The organism is Pseudoalteromonas sp. MMG024 (assembly GCF_021654175.1).
GTDB lineage: Bacteria > Pseudomonadota > Gammaproteobacteria > Enterobacterales > Alteromonadaceae > Pseudoalteromonas.
The window spans coordinates 74,830-90,765 of the sequence record NZ_JAKFZO010000014.1; the positions used below are offsets into that span (position 1 = coordinate 74,830).

Sequence of the window (15,936 nt, forward strand, 5' to 3'; positions counted from 1 at the left end):
CTAAAAGTTTAATAAAATAAGCCCCGTTCTTCGGGGCTTTTTTATAGGTAGATTTTGGCCAATATTATTATTAGTTATCATGCAAGTGTTACCGCACACGACAGTTTGCAACATTTGCTACGTTTCACTAAAAGTGCACTCGCGCTTGGACACACTGTATCTGGGGTTTTTCTCTATCAAGATGCGGTGTTTCACGCCAGTAAGCATTTTTCATTGCCGTCAGATGAGTTACAAGTAACTGATATTTGGCAATCGCTGGCCGATTTAGGTATTAAACTGACACTTTGCGTTACTGCAGCCGAAAAACGTGGGCTCGATATTACACGCTGTGACCCCTTTGAAGTTGCAGGTCTTGCCGAATTTGCGATGGATGCTAGCAAAGCTGATAAATGGGTGCAGATTAAATGAAAAACTACCTAATTGTGTGTAATGCTTCTCCTTTTAATGACGGTAGTCTCAAAGAAAGTCTTGATATGGCGCTAATTTTTGCCGCAATTGATCAGCAAGTTAGTTTGCTTTTACAAGGCGATGCACTTTATGCCCTACTTCAAGGCCAATCAATTGAATCACTCGAGATTAAAAATTACTTGAAAGCCTTTGGCACCTTGAGCCTTTACGATATTGAGCACATTTATGTGTGCGAACACTCAATGAAGCAACGCGGCTTAGATATTGCACAGTTTGCATACGACATCATTACGCTCGATACCTCAGAAAAACAGGCATTACTTCAACAACAGCATCAGGTGGTAACAATATAATGCTGCATATATTTAATAAGCCCTTATCGCATTATCAACAGCATCAACTTATTATTGCCCCCGACGATAAGCTCTTACTGTTATCCGACGCCTGCTACAGCGTTAATTGCTATATTGATGCATTTTGTCAAAACACCCTATACGCACTTGATATCGATATGAAGGCACGCGCCATCTCAAACGAAAAGATCATCACAATTTCTGATCAGCAGTGGGTTGAGCTCATTGTTGACAGCGAACAACATATTACATGGTAATTTACATGAGCTATTGCATAAACGATAAAACTATCGATACTGATAAAGAAGGTTATCTGAAGGATTTTACCCAGTGGAGCGAAGCACTCGCTCCTATCATTGCTGAGCAGGAAAACATCTCGCTCAGTGATAATCATTGGGAAGTTGTGCATTTTGTGCGAGATTTTTATCTTGAATTCAATACCAGTCCAGCAATACGTATGTTAGTAAAAGCCATGGCAAAAAAACTTGGTGAAGACAAAGGAAACAGTAAGTATTTATATAAATTGTTCCCTAAGGGACCGGCGAAACAAGCTACAAAAATTGCAGGGCTACCAAAACCAGCGCGCTGCATTTAACCTGGTCGGTTAATTTACACAAATAAAAAAGCCAGCATTTACGCTGGCTTTTTTAGTAATAAGCAAATGCTTATAGGATATCTAATAACTCAACATCGAAGATAAGTGTTGAGAAAGGTGCGATTGATGCACCTGCACCACGCTCGCCATAAGCTAGGTCGTGTGGTACGTATAAACGCCATTTTGAACCAACTGGCATCATTTGTAATGCTTCAGTCCAACCTTTGATAACACCGCCTACTGGGAACTCAGCTGGCTGGCCGCGGTCGTAGCTGCTATCGAATACATCACCATTGATTAGTGTACCGTGGTAATGAGTACGTACCGTTGACTCAGCTGTTGGCTTATCGCCTTCACCTGTAGTTAGTACTTCATACTGTAGACCTGATGCAGTTACCGTTACTTCAGCACGCTTAGCGTTTTCAGCAAGGAAAGATTCGCCTTCAGCTGCAAGTACTTTTGCTTCTTCTTCACGACGCTTTGTGATTTCAGCATTAATTTCTTCAAACGCTGCTTGAATAGCTGGGATCTCAACTTGGAAGTCAGCACCAGTGTAAGCATCTTTCATGCCTTCAAATACTGAGTTTAAGTTTAAACCTTCAAATGGGTTTGACTTAAGTTGCTCACCCATTTGTAGACCGATACCGTAGCTTGCTTTTTCAGCATTTGAATTAAATTTATCTGACATAATCTCTATACTTTATTTAAGTTATAAAAATGCCAGTCTAACATAGATAACACCCACTTGTTACCGCAATTACTGACTTTTACTGTGTAACAACTCTAACTTACTTTGTGCTAACAATGCCAAAATTGAAATCACGACATTCGTCAGTAACAAATGCCAAATCAGCGCCAATTGATAAGCAAATAATGTCGGTAAAAGTGCCGATGAAAATCCAACAGTTAAAGAGAAAAGTAAACGCTGATGCGTTTTAAAGTACTTACGTGTAGTTTGTGCGACAAGCAAGTTAAATACAAATAAGCCCAATGCTGTTTGCCACTTGCTAACCAGTGCGTCCGCCCCAACTTGCAAGTAATCGGTAAGCAATAAAATGCCTTGTTGCAGCACTACTGCATAAATAACCGAAAATACTAACACCAGAAAAATCGACTTCGCTTTATTATTCATAATCAAACTCCAAAACGAAAAAAACCGCCTAAAGGCGGTTTTGGGAATGAGGTGGCGGAGAGATAGGGATTTGAACCCTAGATAGGCTATTAACCTATGCCGGTTTTCAAGACCGGTGCTTTCAACCACTCAGCCATCTCTCCGTTGTTGGGGCGCATATTAATGAGTTCGTATCACGTTGTAAAGTAAAAATTTAATATTTAGTAATATTCTTTTGGCTGACGCGCAATTAACGAACAAACTAAGCTAAAAATAACCGTTACCAGTGATAAAAGCCCCACTTTTATCGCAATATCTGCATTTTTTAATAAGCTAACCGCTTCAAAATTAAAAAATAATACCGGTGTTATTGCAATCGAAAACACCACAAGCGAAATTTTCATCGCACGCCAAAACGAAAACCGTTTCAAATACGTCATATACCAAGTCAGTAGCGAAAAAACGCCAAGCTTAATAAAGACAATATGACTAAAATCATTTGTTTGCGTTGCTGTTATATACACAGCAATCGCTGAAACGACTCCCCACATAAGCCATATTGACCAACTTTCTTTTTCGCGCAAAAACAAGTTATTCATAACTGCGCCTTTTATTATTTTGATGGATTAAATTGGTTGTTAATACATCACCTTAACAAAAAACGAACAGTTTTGAAATAGCCCATTTTAGCTTTATGTCAAGAAATAAAAACTCACTAACGCGACGATTGACGCAACTAAAATATTGAGTGCAACGCCTTGTTTTGCCATATCTTTAATTGACACTTCGCCACTGGCAAAAACAATTGAATTAGGTGCCGTTGCAACCGGTAAACAAAATGCACACGAGCAACTAATCACCACAGGGATCATTAATAGTTCAATTGGTAAATTAAGTGCAATCGCAGCACTTGCGATAATTGGCATCATAAGCGTCGCTGTTGCGGTATTAGAGGTAATTTCCGTTAAGAATGAGACCCCTATCGCTAATGCAAACAAACTAAGTAATACAGGTAACGTACCCAGTGCCACAAAAAACTGCCCGAGTAACTCACTTAATCCGCTTGAAACAAACGCTTTAGCGATACAAATACCACCGGCAAATAACAGCAGCATGCCCCATGGGATTTCTTTCGCGTCCTGCCATTCAAGAATACGACCTCCTTTGCCATTACTGGTTATTGCCATCGCAAGAACGCCTAGTAAGGCAACTGACGAATCCCCTACGGTATTAATATCAAGCATCTGTGACCAGCCGCCAAGCGGCTCTTTGCGAAACACCCAAAGTAGCGCAACCATCGCAAAAATCACTAACACGCGTTTTTCTGCAATGCTCCAACCATCGCACTTAGGCAGATGAATAGCCGACGATAAACGAATGCCACGGGCAAGCCATAGCGCCATTAATGGAATTGAAATCACAATAATCGGCACGGTTACTTTCATCCAACGAATAAAACCATATTCTTCACCAGCAAACTCCTCATAAACCGACGCAAAAATCACATTTGGTGGCGTACCAATCAGTGTACCTACTCCACCCAACGATGCCGAATACGCAAGCCCTAGCAATAAGGCGATTTTAAATCGATTATCATCGGTTGATGCGCAAATCGCGAGCACCACAGGGAGCAACGCAACGACTGTCGCGGTGTTTGAAATCCACATAGATAAAATGCTGCTAGTTGCCATAATGGCAAATATAATACGAAGTGCGCTGTCGCCACCAATGACTTTCAAAATGGCAAATGCAATGCGTCGATGAACGCCAGATTTTTCAATTCCCACCGCTAACATAAACGCGCCCATCAACAATACAATAACGTGTGAGCCTAGCGATGATGCTGCTTGCTGGTGCGTTAATACGCCAACAAATGGAAACAAACCAATTGGTATGACCGACGTAAGCGGTATTGGTAATGCCTCAGTCACCCAAAAATAGGCGGTAATAACGGTAATTGCTAAGGTAAAGGAAATAGTATCGGGTTGCAGCCATAAATATCGTGATGCTAAATAAGCAACAAGGCACAAAACAACCCCAATCAAAATATGTTTATTATTGTTATTCATATTATTTGTAGGTTAACTTTTTATCAGTTTTTGGCAATTTTGCCATCGTGCATCACGTTTCACATCATCCCAACTTGGATAACGCTTTTGATGAAACACCTTCATACGTGAACCGTGTTCTTGAAAATCTGCTATCGAAAGCCCGTCAAGTACTTGGTAAAGTCCTTCTTTTTCATTGCACAGTAGTACGTTATCGCACCCGGCTTGCAGGGCTTTTGTCACTCGGGTGACATTATCTCCCACTTGCACTGCGCCTTGCATTCCCATATCGTCAGATATCACAGCGCCGTTAAAACCAAGCTGCTGTCGTAACACCTTTTGCAACCAAAATGGCGAAAAACACGCTGGATTTTCATCAACTTCAGAGTAGATCACGTGCGCAGGCATTACCGCATCCGCAATGCCTAAATCAATTAACGCTTTAAACGGCAGTAAATCAAACTGACTTATCTCTCTAAAGCTACGATCATCTTTCGGCATTGCAATGTGCGAATCTGGACCGACCGAGCCGTGACCCGGAAAATGCTTAATAACCGATTTCATACCCGCACTGTGTAAACCACCAATCAGCGTTTTCGCGCCATTAATTACATCCATGGGTTCAGACGAGAATGCACGATTACCAATCACTTGTGAAATACCATTCACGTCAACACAAGGAGCGTATGAGAAATCAATTTGACAGGCAAGTAACTCTGCAGCCAGTGTCCAACCAATATCATTTAAGCCGCCATTAGCAAACACAAATGCATCCGACATACTTGGCAATTCAGTAAACCCGTCACGAAAACGCTGTACTCGACCGCCTTCATGGTCAACTGAAATTAAAAGGGATGGATTGATGGTTTTAATGTGTTTTGTTAACGCGCACAGTTGCTCGATATTTTCAAAGTTACGGGAAAACAAAATAACGCCGCCCACTAATGGGTGCGCTAATAGCTCAAGCTCTTCTTGTGATAACGTTTTATCATCAATGCCTGTAGTAATTGGTCCTAGCATGGTGCCCCTACAAGCTTGTGAAAAAATCATTAACGTCGATATTTCGCGACTTTTTGAAATCGTTTACTTTGCTGCCAAGATACAAAAAGCCAACTAATTCATCTTCTGGAGCAAGATTAAGCGCTTGTTTTACATAGTCGTCTTGTGCATAACTACCAGTGCGCCATACACCTGCAAGCCCTTGTGCAAATGCCGCTTGTTGCATTGCCATTACCGCACAGCCTGCTGATTGTACCTGCTCGATTCTCGGTACCTTGTCATGAGGCTTATACTTGGCAATACAAATAATAATAAGCGGTGCACGCAAAGGCAGTTCTTTTGCACGTGCTAACACGGTGTCATCGGCGTTGTTATTCAATGCGGCTTGATAATAAATTTCGCCAAGTTTCTCACGGGCATCACCTTCAACAAGAATAAACTGCCATGGCTTAAGCGCTGCATGATCTGGCGCGCGAAGCGCTGCTTGTTTAATAATATCCAATTGCTCAGTTGTTGGGCCTGGTGTAGTGAGTTTACTGTCTGATTGACGTTCTAATAAGAGTTCTAATGCGTTCATTAAGCTGACAAGTTAGTTTTTTGCCAAGCTTAACAAACTGCACTGAAAAGAAAAGAGTTTAACGCACCGATGGGCTAGCTATCTTGCTGGGTGTTTGGCAAAAACTTGCGCGCAAGCCAATAGTCGAGGCTGACGTATCTGCCGCCGCCATTAAAAAATAAGCTCAACAACATCGCAAAATAAATAAAACCAAACTCAATACCATTATTTAACACAACGGGTTTACCGGTTTCATACAAGTATTCGGTAAATCCATGTTCATCAAGGATTTCGCGCATCTTGTTCAATCGCTCTTGTGCTGCTTTGGAATTTTCTAAGCTGGCCTTTGCACCAGGAATAGCTAGCCAATCCAATACTTTTGCGGCACTGGTTTCACTATTTGTTGGGGTAATTGAAAACCAACCATTGTGCCAATGCACCGTGGTAATCGCGACAACCATAGTAAACGCTAATGGAATCGCAACGGCGCGGGTAAATAAGCCGATTAAAATCAACCACCCACCCAGAAATTCTGTCCATCCAGCTAAAAATGCCAACAACTCCGGCATTGGTAAGCCTAATCCCCATTCGCTATTACCAAACCATGAAACAACGCTAGGTAACGCTGTAATGGCTTCTAAAAAACTAGCAGGGTTTTCGCTCATACCGAGCTTACTGTAACCTGCAATGATCATCACAGGTGCGAGAATTAAGCGGAACAGTAAAAATGGAATACCAGAGAAAATCTGGCTTTTTTGAATTAATGTTTGATAGTGATTAAGCAGTGTCATACCGACCTCTAATTTTTATAACTAAATTAAAGACCGGTAAAACATAGTTATTTATTCACTAAATTTTTCGAGCAACTTGCAGCGCTTCGAAAATTGCGCGTTTTGCATCGATTGCTGAGGCCAATTTTGCGCCACCGATCACATCAATTTTAGACGCATATTTCCCATTTTCGAGTTGTGATTCAAAGGTATTTGTATTAGACACTTGGCCAATACAGGTGATCACCGAATCACATGGAATGGTTTGTTGTTTACCATCTACCTCGATAACGAGACCGTCTTTATTCAATTCGACATAATTACAACCACTGATCTGTTGTACATTTTGTTGCTTCGCTACCGCACGGTGGATCCAACCCGTCGTTTTACCTAGGTCGCTACCAAAACGGCCTGGACTGCGCTTTAACATAGTAATATTGTGTGGAATGTTATGTTGATGCCCTTCGACATTAATTGCCCATTGCTGCTTGAATTCGTCAACCGACTTATTCGCTTTTTCAGCTAAAAACGCAACCATATCAAAACCAATACCGCCGGCACCTAAAATAACGACATTTTTGCCAATTTCTACTTCGCCACGGATAACTTCATCATACGCAAGCAAGGTTCTGCCATCTTTTAACGCAAATGACGCTTCACGCGGGCGCACACCGGTAGCAAATACCAGATTGTCGTATTGTTCGTACATGCTATCGTCAAACGCAGTTTCAAGCTGAACATTTACCTTTAACTTAGCTAACTCTGATTTAAAGTAATCAAGGGTATAATTAAAGTCTTCTTTACCCGGCACACGCATCGCTAAATTAAACTGACCACCCAAGTGCTTTGAGCGCTCAATTAACGTCACTTTGTGCCCTTTCTCAGCTAAATAGCAACTTGCCGCTAAGCCTGCTGGCCCACCACCGACAACAAGTACATTTTTAGTATTAGTTGTTGCCTCTAATGAATAGTCTAGTTCAAAACCTGCGCGCGGATTGACAAGGCATGTGGCGCGTTTACCTTTAAATACGTTATCTAAACAACCTTGGTTACACGCGATACACACATTAATGTTGTCGCTTTTGTTTTCAACGTATTTATTAAAGAAATCTGGGTCTGCCAGTAACGGTCTTGCCATTGAGATTAAATCGGCAGATTTATTAGTTAAGATTGAATTAGCTAGGTCTGGCGTATTAATACGGTTTACCGCAACACATGGAATAGATACATGCTGTTTTAGCATTTCGGTTGCTTCAACAAACGCACCTTGCGGTACCATGCTAGCAATGGTTGGAACACGAGCTTCGTGCCAGCCAATACCGGTGTTAAAAATATCAACACCCGCTTTTTCTAACACTTTTGCTTGTTCAATCACTTCATCTTGGGTTGAACCTTCTTCCACTAAATCCATTACCGAAATTCGGAATACAATAATAAACTTATCGCTTACTTCTCGGCGCACAGCTTCAACAATTTCTTTTGCAAGACGCATACGATTTTCGTTTGAACCACCGTATTTATCGGTGCGCTTGTTGGTACGCGGAGCCATAAACTCATTAATTAAGTAACCTTCTGAACCCATGATTTCAACGCCATCATAGCCTGCACGCTCTGCAAGTCGAGCCGATTTAGCAAACGACTTAACCGTGCTTTGAATATTGCTAAGCGACATTTCTTTTGGCTTATATGGATTGATTGGCGCCTTAATTGCGCTTGGCGCTTGATTAAATGGGTGATAGGCATATCGTCCTGCATGAAGCAGTTGCAAGCAAATTTTACCACCGTGTTCGTGCACCGCTTTGGTTACTGGGCGATGCTTTAACACATCAAAAAACGTATTAAATGACGACGAGATTGGCGTTAATTTACCAACCAAGTTTGGGCTAAAGCCCCCTGTAATAATTAAACCAACACCGCCTTTTGCGCGTGCCTCATAAAATGCTTTTAAGCGCTTTATGTTCCAAACACCTTCTTCTAAACCGGTGTGCATTGAGCCCATTACAAGGCGATTTCGCAGTGAATTGTTTTTCAGTTTTAATTCTTGTTCTAACATACTTGCTACTTACTCTACTGGTCATACCTCAAGCACTTTAACTGGTTTAACCAGTTAACTCAAGCTTGTCCAAAGTGATCTCTTAACTTACTCACTAACTATAATGTTTTATCTAAACTTTTTTGCTAAACACTTAGTTACGTTTTTCATTTAAGTTTGCCTAAAAAGTAAGTTAAGATGGTAATAGATGATAAATCTATATATAGGATAGGATTTTGGTTAAAAAGGCATTTGTAGGCTTTTGGAATATTCTAAATTTTTCAAGACGCCTCGTATTAAACATTCTGTTCTTCTTTATTCTAATTGCACTGTTTGTATCAATTATGAGTTCAGAAGACGAAATTATTGTTGAACAAGACTCTGCGCTAGTACTGTCATTATCTGGCAATATTGTTGAAGAGAAAACATACATTGACCCTGTAGAAGCTGCACTTAATGACTCTATGGGTTCAAATGATGAGCCACCTGAAGTATTGCTTGACGATATTTTGATGACGATTAAGTACGCAGCAAAAGATAAAAAAATAAAGCTGTTATTACTCGACCTACAAAAAATGCAGGGCGCGCATCTTAATAAATTAAAGGCCATTGCGGCGCAGCTTGATAAGTTCAAAGAAACTGGCAAAAAAGTATATGCATACGGCGATTATTATTCGCAAGCGCAGTATTACATTGCCAGTAAAGCCGATGAAATCTTAATGCACCCATATGGCGCTGTTGATATTTCAGGTTATGCAACTTATCCGCTTTATTTTAAAGAAGCGATTGATAAGCTGGAAATCTCACAACATATCTTCCGCGTTGGTACATTTAAGTCCGCTGTTGAGCCACTGATCCGCAGCAACATGTCAGATGCTGCAAAAGAAGCAAATAAAGCATGGTTAGACGCGCTTTGGCTTGAATATAAAACAGACGTTGCAGCACACCGTGGTTTTGAAATAACAAACTTTGACGAAGATATGGAAACGTACAAAGAAAAGTTTGCCAAGGTTAATGGTCATTCAGGTCAATTCGCATTGCAATATAAGTGGGTAGATCAATTAGTGAGCAAAGAGGCATTACGCCAAAAGCTAATTGCAGAAGTAGGCAACAATGAATCAGGTAAATCATTTAAACAGATTTCATTTAACAAATACTTAAAAACGTTAAAACCACCGTTCCCAATTGAAAACCCAATTACGGATAAAGTTGCTGTGGTTGTTGCAAAAGGCAACATTGTTGATGGCGAACGTAAAGCAGGCGAAATTGGTGGTGATTCAACAGCGAAACTACTACGTCGCGCTCGCTTAAACGAAAAAGTAAAAGCCGTTGTACTGCGTATTGATTCAGGTGGCGGTAGTATGTTCGCATCTGAAATTATTCGTGCAGAAGTGTTAGCGTTAAAAGACGCAGGTAAACCTGTTATTGCATCAATGGGCTCTGTTGCTGCATCAGGTGGCTATTGGATTGCAGCAAACGCTAATGAAATTTGGGCGGCGCCTAGTACTATCACTGGTTCAATCGGTGTATTCGGTACTATGATGACATTTGAAAAGACCCTCGCTAAGTTAGGTATTTATTCAGATGGTGTTGCAACAACCGATATGGCATCGTTTTCTATGCTGCGCCCACTTGAGCCAAAGCTAGCTGACGTTATTCAAATGTCTGTAGAAAGTGCGTATGACCGCTTCTTAACGGTTGTATCTGAAGCACGCGGTATGGATAAAGGCGAAGTTGATAAAGTAGCACAAGGTCGCGTTTGGATTGGTACAAAAGCAAAAGAGCTTGGTCTTGTAGATGCTCTTGGTAATAAGCAAGATGCAATTAAACGCGCAGCTGAGCTTGCTAGCTTATCGATGTACGATGTTATCACTATTGAGCATCAACTGACTGAGCAAGAAATGCTAGTACAAAAGATTTTTGGTGAATCTCAAGCGGCCGCGTTTGTTAAAGCGTACATTAGTAAAGACGATTACGCGCCAGTTAAAAACAGCATAATGCAAACAGCACATGGTCTTAAACAGCAAGTATCAAGCTTAGAGCAGTTTAACGATCCAAATGGTGTTTACGCTAAGTGTTTAGTGTGTACAGTTAGCTACTAAACGCTACTTATATCCTAACTTTTACACTATAATAGCCCGGTACAACTACCGGGCTATTTTTATGAAAAGAAAGAAAATATATATCGCCTATACAGGCGGTACCATAGGTATGAAGAAATCAAGCAAAGGCTATATTCCAGCTGAAGGATTTCTTACTCAAACTGTTAAAGCCAGCGCTGAATTTAATCGTGAAGAAATGCCATTATTTGATATTCACGAGTATTGCCCGTTAATTGATTCATCTGATATGAGCCCGATTCATTGGCAGCAAATCGCCGATGATATTAAAGCAAAATACGCAGATTACGACGGTTTTGTCGTCCTACATGGCACCGACACCATGGCGTATACCGCATCTGCCCTCTCCTTTATGTTGGAAAATTTAACCAAGCCGGTAATTGTTACTGGGTCGCAAATTCCACTATCGCAATTGCGCTCAGACGGTCAAGTTAACTTACTCAATGCAATGTATCTTGCAGCTAATTACCCTATCGGTGAAGTAAGTTTATATTTCAATAATCAACTTTACCGTGGTAACCGTGCAACTAAAATGCATGCTGATGGTTTTGCTGCCTTTGGTTCACCCAATATGTCGCCCCTTGCTAAGGTTGGCATTAATATTGAGTTAGTTGCCGGTCAATTAAGCCCAAGTTTAAACAATAAACTGGACGTCACTAAAATTACGCCTCAGCAAATTGCCGTATTGCACTTGTACCCAGGCATTTCTGTCGACCTGATTAAAAGTATGATGACAGACTCTTTAAAAGCACTTGTACTATTGAGTTTCGGTGTAGGTAATGCACCTCAAAACCCCGAAATGCTTGAATTATTTAGTAGCGCAACACAAGCAGGGTTAGTAATTATCAACCTTACTCAATGTATTCAAGGCAGTGTTAATATGGGGGGTTATGCAACCGGTAACGCACTACTAAATGCGGGCGTAATTAGCGGTTACGATATGACATTAGAAGCTTGTCTTACAAAACTACATTACTTACTTAGTCAAAACTTAGAAGTTGAAACAGTACGTCATTTAATGCAAGACAATCTAAAAGGTGAACTCACTCGCTAGAGCAAATGTAATATGCCAATAAAAAAGCGCCCTACGGCGCTTTTTTATTAACTAACTTGTAATTACTTTGCTTTAAAATCTAAACACACTGAATTAATACAATAGCGTGTACCGGTAGGCGGCGGACCATCATTAAATACGTGACCAAGATGCGCATCACACTGCTTACAACGCACTTCGATACGTTCCATGCCATGTGAGCTATCACGTAAGTAACGAATACTTTCTTTTTCACTGAAACTAAAAGCCGGCCAACCACAACCAGATTGAAATTTATCATCCGATTTAAATAGCAAAGCATTACAGCAAACACAGTAATAATCACCCGACTCAAAGAAGTCGTTATATTCTCCCGTAAATGGGTATTCAGTGCCCCCATCTACGCACACATGTTTTTGTGCGTCGGTGAGGTGTGTTTGCCATTTTTTATCCATTATCGTACTTTTGCGTCTATATGCGTTAAGTCAGTTAAATGACAGGTTTCGCCTTCATGCGTTTTAATACCATGCTCACCAAAGTAATCGCGTTGTGCTTGCACTAAATGACCATTGCTTGGTGTTGTGAGCGTTGCATAGTAAGTTTGCGTAGCTGCAAGTACTGGGAACGCAAGGCCTGATCTTACTGCGTCAGCAGCAATGTTGCGAAGTGCAATCACTTCATCATTTAAACCATCAATAAAGCCGTTACCTTCTGCGATTTGATCTAAGTAATCTGCACGAATAATACAGCCTGCACGCCATGTTTGTAACGTTTTAGCTAAATCCACCTTCCACTGATGAGAGCGTGATGCACCTTTAATCAAGGCTAAACCTTGGCGGTAACATAACAGGCTCGCTAAATGGAATGCTTTGCGTAATTCTTCAAGATCAATGTCTACTTTCGCAGGTTGCTTAGCTGCGTAAGTCATTTCTAACGCAGCGTGTGTATCTTGTGTATTCGTTAAGTGGCGAGCTTGAACCGCTGCGACTAACGACGGTACCGCAATACCTAATTCAAGGGCATTTTGTGCAGTCCAAAGGCCTGTGCCTTTTGCACCAACTTTGTTATCGATTAAATCAACAATCGGTGTGTTATCGCTCGAATTAAGCTTTAATATATGGCTTGAAATTGACAGTAGGTAACTGTTTAGTTCACCTTCAGACCAAGTATCAAAAAGCGCTGCAATTTCATCATTTGATTTACCGCAGCCTAAACGCAATAAATGATACACTTCAGCAATTAACTGCATCAGCGCATATTCAATGCCGTTGTGAACCATTTTTACAAAATGACCTGATGCCGATTGGCCAACACGGGCAAAGCACGATTCGCCATTATGGCTTGCCGCTACTTTTTCGAAGAAAGGAATAATGCGTTCCCAACCGCCTTCAGAGCCCGATGCCATCATTGCAGGACCATGACGTGCTCCTTCAGCCCCCCCCGAAATACCCATAGTGGCAAATTCAAACTTATTTTGATATTTCAGTTTACGGGCAATACCGTCTTTATAATTACTGTTACCGCAATCGACAATAATATCGTTAATATCAACGCCCGCTTCGATTAATTCTGAACACACTTTGTCTACCAACTCGCCTGCTGGTACTAAAAGTAAAATTGAACGCGGTGTTTCAAGACGACGAACCATGTCGGATAAGTCGCTTACAATATGCAGTCGTTCGGCAAACCCTTCTTTTTTCGCTAAGCTCAGTAAATCTTCGCCTGCATCTGGGTTTTTGTCATAAGCGACGAGATTTAAACCTTTCTCAATTAAATTTAAGGCAAGGTTCTTACCCATAACGCCTAAGCCAACTAATGCGACTTGCATATAAAATCTCCTAACTGTTAGGTGTGAATTCATTGCTAATCTAAATTTTAGTCAGTGCGATGTTTACACTGAATTTTTAGATTAGTTAAGCGGTAATGGCGCCGCATTATATGGCTTTTCGACCAGCATGCAATTTTATTATTAAAAAAATTATAGAATATAATTTCTTTGCTAGGCCTTAATTTTACTCGATTTGTTCAATTCTCTACCGAATATCAATCGTCTAACGACCGATTTCAGCGGACTTATGTCCTTTTTTAGGGCTATTAAGATAATTTAAAAGGCGTATAATAAAATTTACATAAATATTATTCATACTAAATCTAGTGTGCAATCAGTTGACGCCAACATGACACCGGTGTCATAATCTACTAACCACACAAAAAGCAAGTATATTAAGCTAGCCTCTTTAGCTTAGTTGTTGTGTAATACAAAGAATATATAGAAATAGCCAACGGGAGCTACTAAATGCCAAGACGTACCAAAATCGTTGCCACACTCGGTCCTGCTACAGATAGAGACGATAATTTAGAAAAAGTAATAAAAGCAGGTGCCAATGTAGTACGCCTAAACTTCTCTCATGGCGTCGCACAAGATCATAAAGATCGTGCAGCAAAAGTACGTGAAATTGCTAAAAAATTAGATACACACATCGCTATTCTTGCCGACTTACAAGGCCCTAAAATCCGCGTTTCAACGTTTAAAGAAGGTAAAGTTGACTTAGCAGTAGGCGCAAAGTTTATTCTTGATGCTGAAATGGAAAAAGGTCAAGGCGACATCAATGGTGTAGGTATCGACTATAAAGAGTTACCACAAGATGTGTCATCAGGCGACTTATTGCTATTAAACGATGGCTTAATTCAATTAACTGTTGATGAAGTTGTTGGTAAAAAAGTGCACACCACAGTAACTGTTGGTGGCGTGTTATCAAACAACAAAGGTATCAACCGTTTAGGTGGTGGCTTAACCGCACCAGCATTTACAGACAAAGACAAAGAAGATTTAATCACTGCAACTGAGATCAACGTTGACTACATTGCGGTTTCTTTCCCTCGTTCTGGCGATGATATGCGTTATGTACGTTCACTCGCAGAAGCTGCCGGTTCAAAAGCGCAACTACTTGCAAAAATCGAACGTGCAGAAGCCGTTGAAACGGAAGAAGCAATTGACGATATCGTATTAGCATCTGACGCCGTTATGGTTGCCCGTGGTGATTTAGGAGTTGAAATTGGTGATGCGGCGCTTGTTGGTAAGCAAAAAGCAATTATCAGCCGTGCACGTACGCTAAACCGCACTGTTATCACTGCGACGCAAATGATGGAATCAATGATTGATAACCCAATGCCAACTCGTGCAGAAGTAATGGACGTTGCAAACGCCGTACTTGATGGCACTGATGCGGTAATGTTATCAGCAGAAACTGCAGCGGGTGACTACCCTGCTATCACAGTTGAGACTATGGCGCGTGTTTGTTTAGGTGCAGAGTCTCAGCCTCAAACTGCTATTTCTAAGCACCGCTTAGATTCAATGTTTGAAAATACATCTGAAACAATCGCACTATCAGCAATGTACGCAGCAAACCACTTAGATTCTGTAAAAGCACTTGTTGCATTAACTGAATCGGGTAGCACGGCAAAATTAATGTCGCGTATTAGCTCTGGTTTACCAATTTACTCGCTATCTCGCCACAACCGCACACTTGGTCAAACAGCACTTTATCGTGGTGTTTATCCGGTGTATTTCGATTCAACAGAATACGATTCAGGTTCGCTGGTAAAACAAGCATTAGCGACATTAGTAAGCAAAGGCTACTTACAATCTGGTGATAAAGTAATTTTGACCCATGGTGATGCAATGGAAACTGTTGGTGCAACAAATACACTTAAGTTAGTTACGGTAGATTAAGCCGAAATTAATATAAAAAAACCAGTTCAAATGAACTGGTTTTTTTGTTTTTAACAATGAATAAATCGCTTATACCAATTCTGTTAAGTATGTGATCAAGAATAGCGCTGGATAAATGAAATGGTAACAAGGCGGAATTTTTCTTATGTAGTTGTTCTACATTGATAAATTCTAACGC

The 15,936-nt window shown here is 40.8% G+C and carries 17 protein-coding genes and 1 tRNA gene; 7 read left to right on the forward strand and 11 right to left on the reverse strand.

The window, feature by feature from the left end:
- Window positions 1–54: 54 nt before the first annotated feature.
- The 4 genes from L1068_RS14415 to tusE are packed head-to-tail and all read left to right on the forward strand — an operon-like array spanning window position 55 to window position 1,356.
- Window positions 55–408: a DsrE family protein gene (locus L1068_RS14415; RefSeq protein WP_237130821.1), complete on the forward strand. Its 354-nt coding sequence runs from the start codon at window positions 55–57 to the stop codon at window positions 406–408.
- On the forward strand, window positions 405–761 hold the full coding sequence (tusC, locus tag L1068_RS14420) for a sulfurtransferase complex subunit TusC (protein ID WP_237130822.1): 357 nt from the start codon (window positions 405–407) through the stop codon (window positions 759–761). Before L1068_RS14415 ends, tusC begins: the two co-directional genes overlap by 4 nt.
- Window positions 761–1,018 (forward strand): DsrH/TusB family sulfur metabolism protein, encoded by a 258-nt coding sequence (locus tag L1068_RS14425; RefSeq protein ID WP_237130823.1) that lies wholly within the window; start codon window positions 761–763, stop codon window positions 1,016–1,018. Before tusC ends, L1068_RS14425 begins: the two co-directional genes overlap by 1 nt.
- Before the next feature lie 5 nt (window positions 1,019–1,023).
- Window positions 1,024–1,356 carry a sulfurtransferase TusE gene (tusE, locus tag L1068_RS14430; RefSeq protein ID WP_100913447.1) on the forward strand — a complete coding sequence of 111 codons (333 nt, stop codon included), beginning with the start codon at window positions 1,024–1,026 and terminating at the stop codon, window positions 1,354–1,356.
- 70 nt (window positions 1,357–1,426) lie between these two features.
- Here tusE and L1068_RS14435 read toward each other — a convergent pair whose 3' ends face one another.
- From L1068_RS14435 to L1068_RS14475, 9 genes are all read right to left on the reverse strand, one after another.
- Window positions 1,427–2,044 (reverse strand): FKBP-type peptidyl-prolyl cis-trans isomerase, encoded by a 618-nt coding sequence (locus tag L1068_RS14435; RefSeq protein ID WP_010560002.1) that lies wholly within the window; start codon window positions 2,042–2,044, stop codon window positions 1,427–1,429.
- 69 nt (window positions 2,045–2,113) lie between these two features.
- A complete protein-coding gene (locus tag L1068_RS14440; RefSeq protein ID WP_237130824.1) occupies window positions 2,114–2,488 on the reverse strand; it encodes a hypothetical protein in 375 nt (124 codons plus the stop codon).
- A 52-nt stretch (window positions 2,489–2,540) separates the two neighbouring features.
- Window positions 2,541–2,631 (reverse strand) — tRNA-Ser (locus tag L1068_RS14445).
- Window positions 2,632–2,688: 57 nt separating this feature from the next.
- Window positions 2,689–3,066, reverse strand: coding sequence for a hypothetical protein (locus L1068_RS14450; protein ID WP_010560000.1), 378 nt, complete (start codon window positions 3,064–3,066; stop codon window positions 2,689–2,691).
- A gap of 93 nt (window positions 3,067–3,159) precedes the next feature.
- Window positions 3,160–4,536: an SLC13 family permease gene (locus tag L1068_RS14455; RefSeq protein ID WP_237130825.1), complete on the reverse strand. Its 1,377-nt coding sequence runs from the start codon at window positions 4,534–4,536 to the stop codon at window positions 3,160–3,162.
- 12 nt (window positions 4,537–4,548) lie between these two features.
- Window positions 4,549–5,535, reverse strand: a complete 987-nt coding sequence (gene nagZ, locus L1068_RS14460) for a beta-N-acetylhexosaminidase (protein WP_237130826.1) — start codon at window positions 5,533–5,535, stop codon at window positions 4,549–4,551.
- Window positions 5,536–5,542: 7 nt separating this feature from the next.
- Window positions 5,543–6,091 carry an NAD(P)H nitroreductase gene (locus tag L1068_RS14465; RefSeq protein WP_105171316.1) on the reverse strand — a complete coding sequence of 183 codons (549 nt, stop codon included), beginning with the start codon at window positions 6,089–6,091 and terminating at the stop codon, window positions 5,543–5,545.
- A gap of 74 nt (window positions 6,092–6,165) precedes the next feature.
- A complete protein-coding gene (locus L1068_RS14470; protein ID WP_054981269.1) occupies window positions 6,166–6,861 on the reverse strand; it encodes a DoxX family protein in 696 nt (231 codons plus the stop codon).
- 58 nt (window positions 6,862–6,919) lie between these two features.
- On the reverse strand, window positions 6,920–8,893 hold the full coding sequence (locus tag L1068_RS14475) for an NADPH-dependent 2,4-dienoyl-CoA reductase (RefSeq protein WP_237130827.1): 1,974 nt from the start codon (window positions 8,891–8,893) through the stop codon (window positions 6,920–6,922).
- Between the two features lie 215 nt (window positions 8,894–9,108).
- On the opposite strand from L1068_RS14475, the gene sppA reads away from it, so the two are divergent.
- Together sppA and ansA are read left to right on the forward strand one after the other, a co-directional pair.
- On the forward strand, window positions 9,109–10,974 hold the full coding sequence (gene sppA, locus L1068_RS14480; protein ID WP_237130828.1) for a signal peptide peptidase SppA: 1,866 nt from the start codon (window positions 9,109–9,111) through the stop codon (window positions 10,972–10,974).
- Window positions 10,975–11,035: 61 nt separating this feature from the next.
- Window positions 11,036–12,046 (forward strand): asparaginase, encoded by a 1,011-nt coding sequence (ansA, locus tag L1068_RS14485; protein ID WP_237130829.1) that lies wholly within the window; start codon window positions 11,036–11,038, stop codon window positions 12,044–12,046.
- Window positions 12,047–12,108: 62 nt separating this feature from the next.
- Here the strand turns inward: ansA and msrB are convergent, their stop codons facing one another.
- Window positions 12,109–12,480 carry a peptide-methionine (R)-S-oxide reductase MsrB gene (gene msrB, locus L1068_RS14490; protein WP_237130830.1) on the reverse strand — a complete coding sequence of 124 codons (372 nt, stop codon included), beginning with the start codon at window positions 12,478–12,480 and terminating at the stop codon, window positions 12,109–12,111.
- The gene (gndA, locus tag L1068_RS14495) at window positions 12,480–13,853 is read right to left on the reverse strand and encodes an NADP-dependent phosphogluconate dehydrogenase (RefSeq protein ID WP_054981264.1); all 1,374 of its coding nucleotides are present in this window, start codon (window positions 13,851–13,853) and stop codon (window positions 12,480–12,482) included. The genes msrB and gndA overlap by 1 nt, the downstream gene beginning before the upstream one ends.
- A gap of 468 nt (window positions 13,854–14,321) precedes the next feature.
- On the opposite strand from gndA, the gene pyk reads away from it, so the two are divergent.
- Window positions 14,322–15,758, forward strand: a complete 1,437-nt coding sequence (pyk, locus tag L1068_RS14500) for a pyruvate kinase (RefSeq protein ID WP_237130831.1) — start codon at window positions 14,322–14,324, stop codon at window positions 15,756–15,758.
- Window positions 15,759–15,936 lie beyond the last annotated feature (178 nt).

Excerpts from the sequence above, each read along its gene's own strand:
- L1068_RS14465 (WP_105171316.1), bottom strand. The coding sequence starts at position 6,091 with ATGAACGCATTAGAACTCTTATTAGAACGTCAATCAGACAGTAAACTC.
- nagZ (WP_237130826.1), bottom strand. The coding sequence starts at position 5,535 with ATGCTAGGACCAATTACTACAGGCATTGATGATAAAACGTTATCACAA.
- L1068_RS14435 (WP_010560002.1), bottom strand. The coding sequence starts at position 2,044 with ATGTCAGATAAATTTAATTCAAATGCTGAAAAAGCAAGCTACGGTATC.
- tusC (WP_237130822.1), top strand. The coding sequence starts at position 405 with ATGAAAAACTACCTAATTGTGTGTAATGCTTCTCCTTTTAATGACGGT.
- L1068_RS14470 (WP_054981269.1), bottom strand. The coding sequence starts at position 6,861 with ATGACACTGCTTAATCACTATCAAACATTAATTCAAAAAAGCCAGATT.
- gndA (WP_054981264.1), bottom strand. The coding sequence starts at position 13,853 with ATGCAAGTCGCATTAGTTGGCTTAGGCGTTATGGGTAAGAACCTTGCC.
- pyk (WP_237130831.1), top strand. The coding sequence starts at position 14,322 with ATGCCAAGACGTACCAAAATCGTTGCCACACTCGGTCCTGCTACAGAT.
- L1068_RS14455 (WP_237130825.1), bottom strand. The coding sequence starts at position 4,536 with ATGAATAACAATAATAAACATATTTTGATTGGGGTTGTTTTGTGCCTT.
- L1068_RS14450 (WP_010560000.1), bottom strand. The coding sequence starts at position 3,066 with ATGAATAACTTGTTTTTGCGCGAAAAAGAAAGTTGGTCAATATGGCTT.
- msrB (WP_237130830.1), bottom strand. The coding sequence starts at position 12,480 with ATGGATAAAAAATGGCAAACACACCTCACCGACGCACAAAAACATGTG.
- L1068_RS14440 (WP_237130824.1), bottom strand. The coding sequence starts at position 2,488 with ATGAATAATAAAGCGAAGTCGATTTTTCTGGTGTTAGTATTTTCGGTT.
- L1068_RS14475 (WP_237130827.1), bottom strand. The coding sequence starts at position 8,893 with ATGTTAGAACAAGAATTAAAACTGAAAAACAATTCACTGCGAAATCGC.
- tusE (WP_100913447.1), top strand. The coding sequence starts at position 1,024 with ATGAGCTATTGCATAAACGATAAAACTATCGATACTGATAAAGAAGGT.
- ansA (WP_237130829.1), top strand. The coding sequence starts at position 11,036 with ATGAAAAGAAAGAAAATATATATCGCCTATACAGGCGGTACCATAGGT.
- L1068_RS14425 (WP_237130823.1), top strand. The coding sequence starts at position 761 with ATGCTGCATATATTTAATAAGCCCTTATCGCATTATCAACAGCATCAA.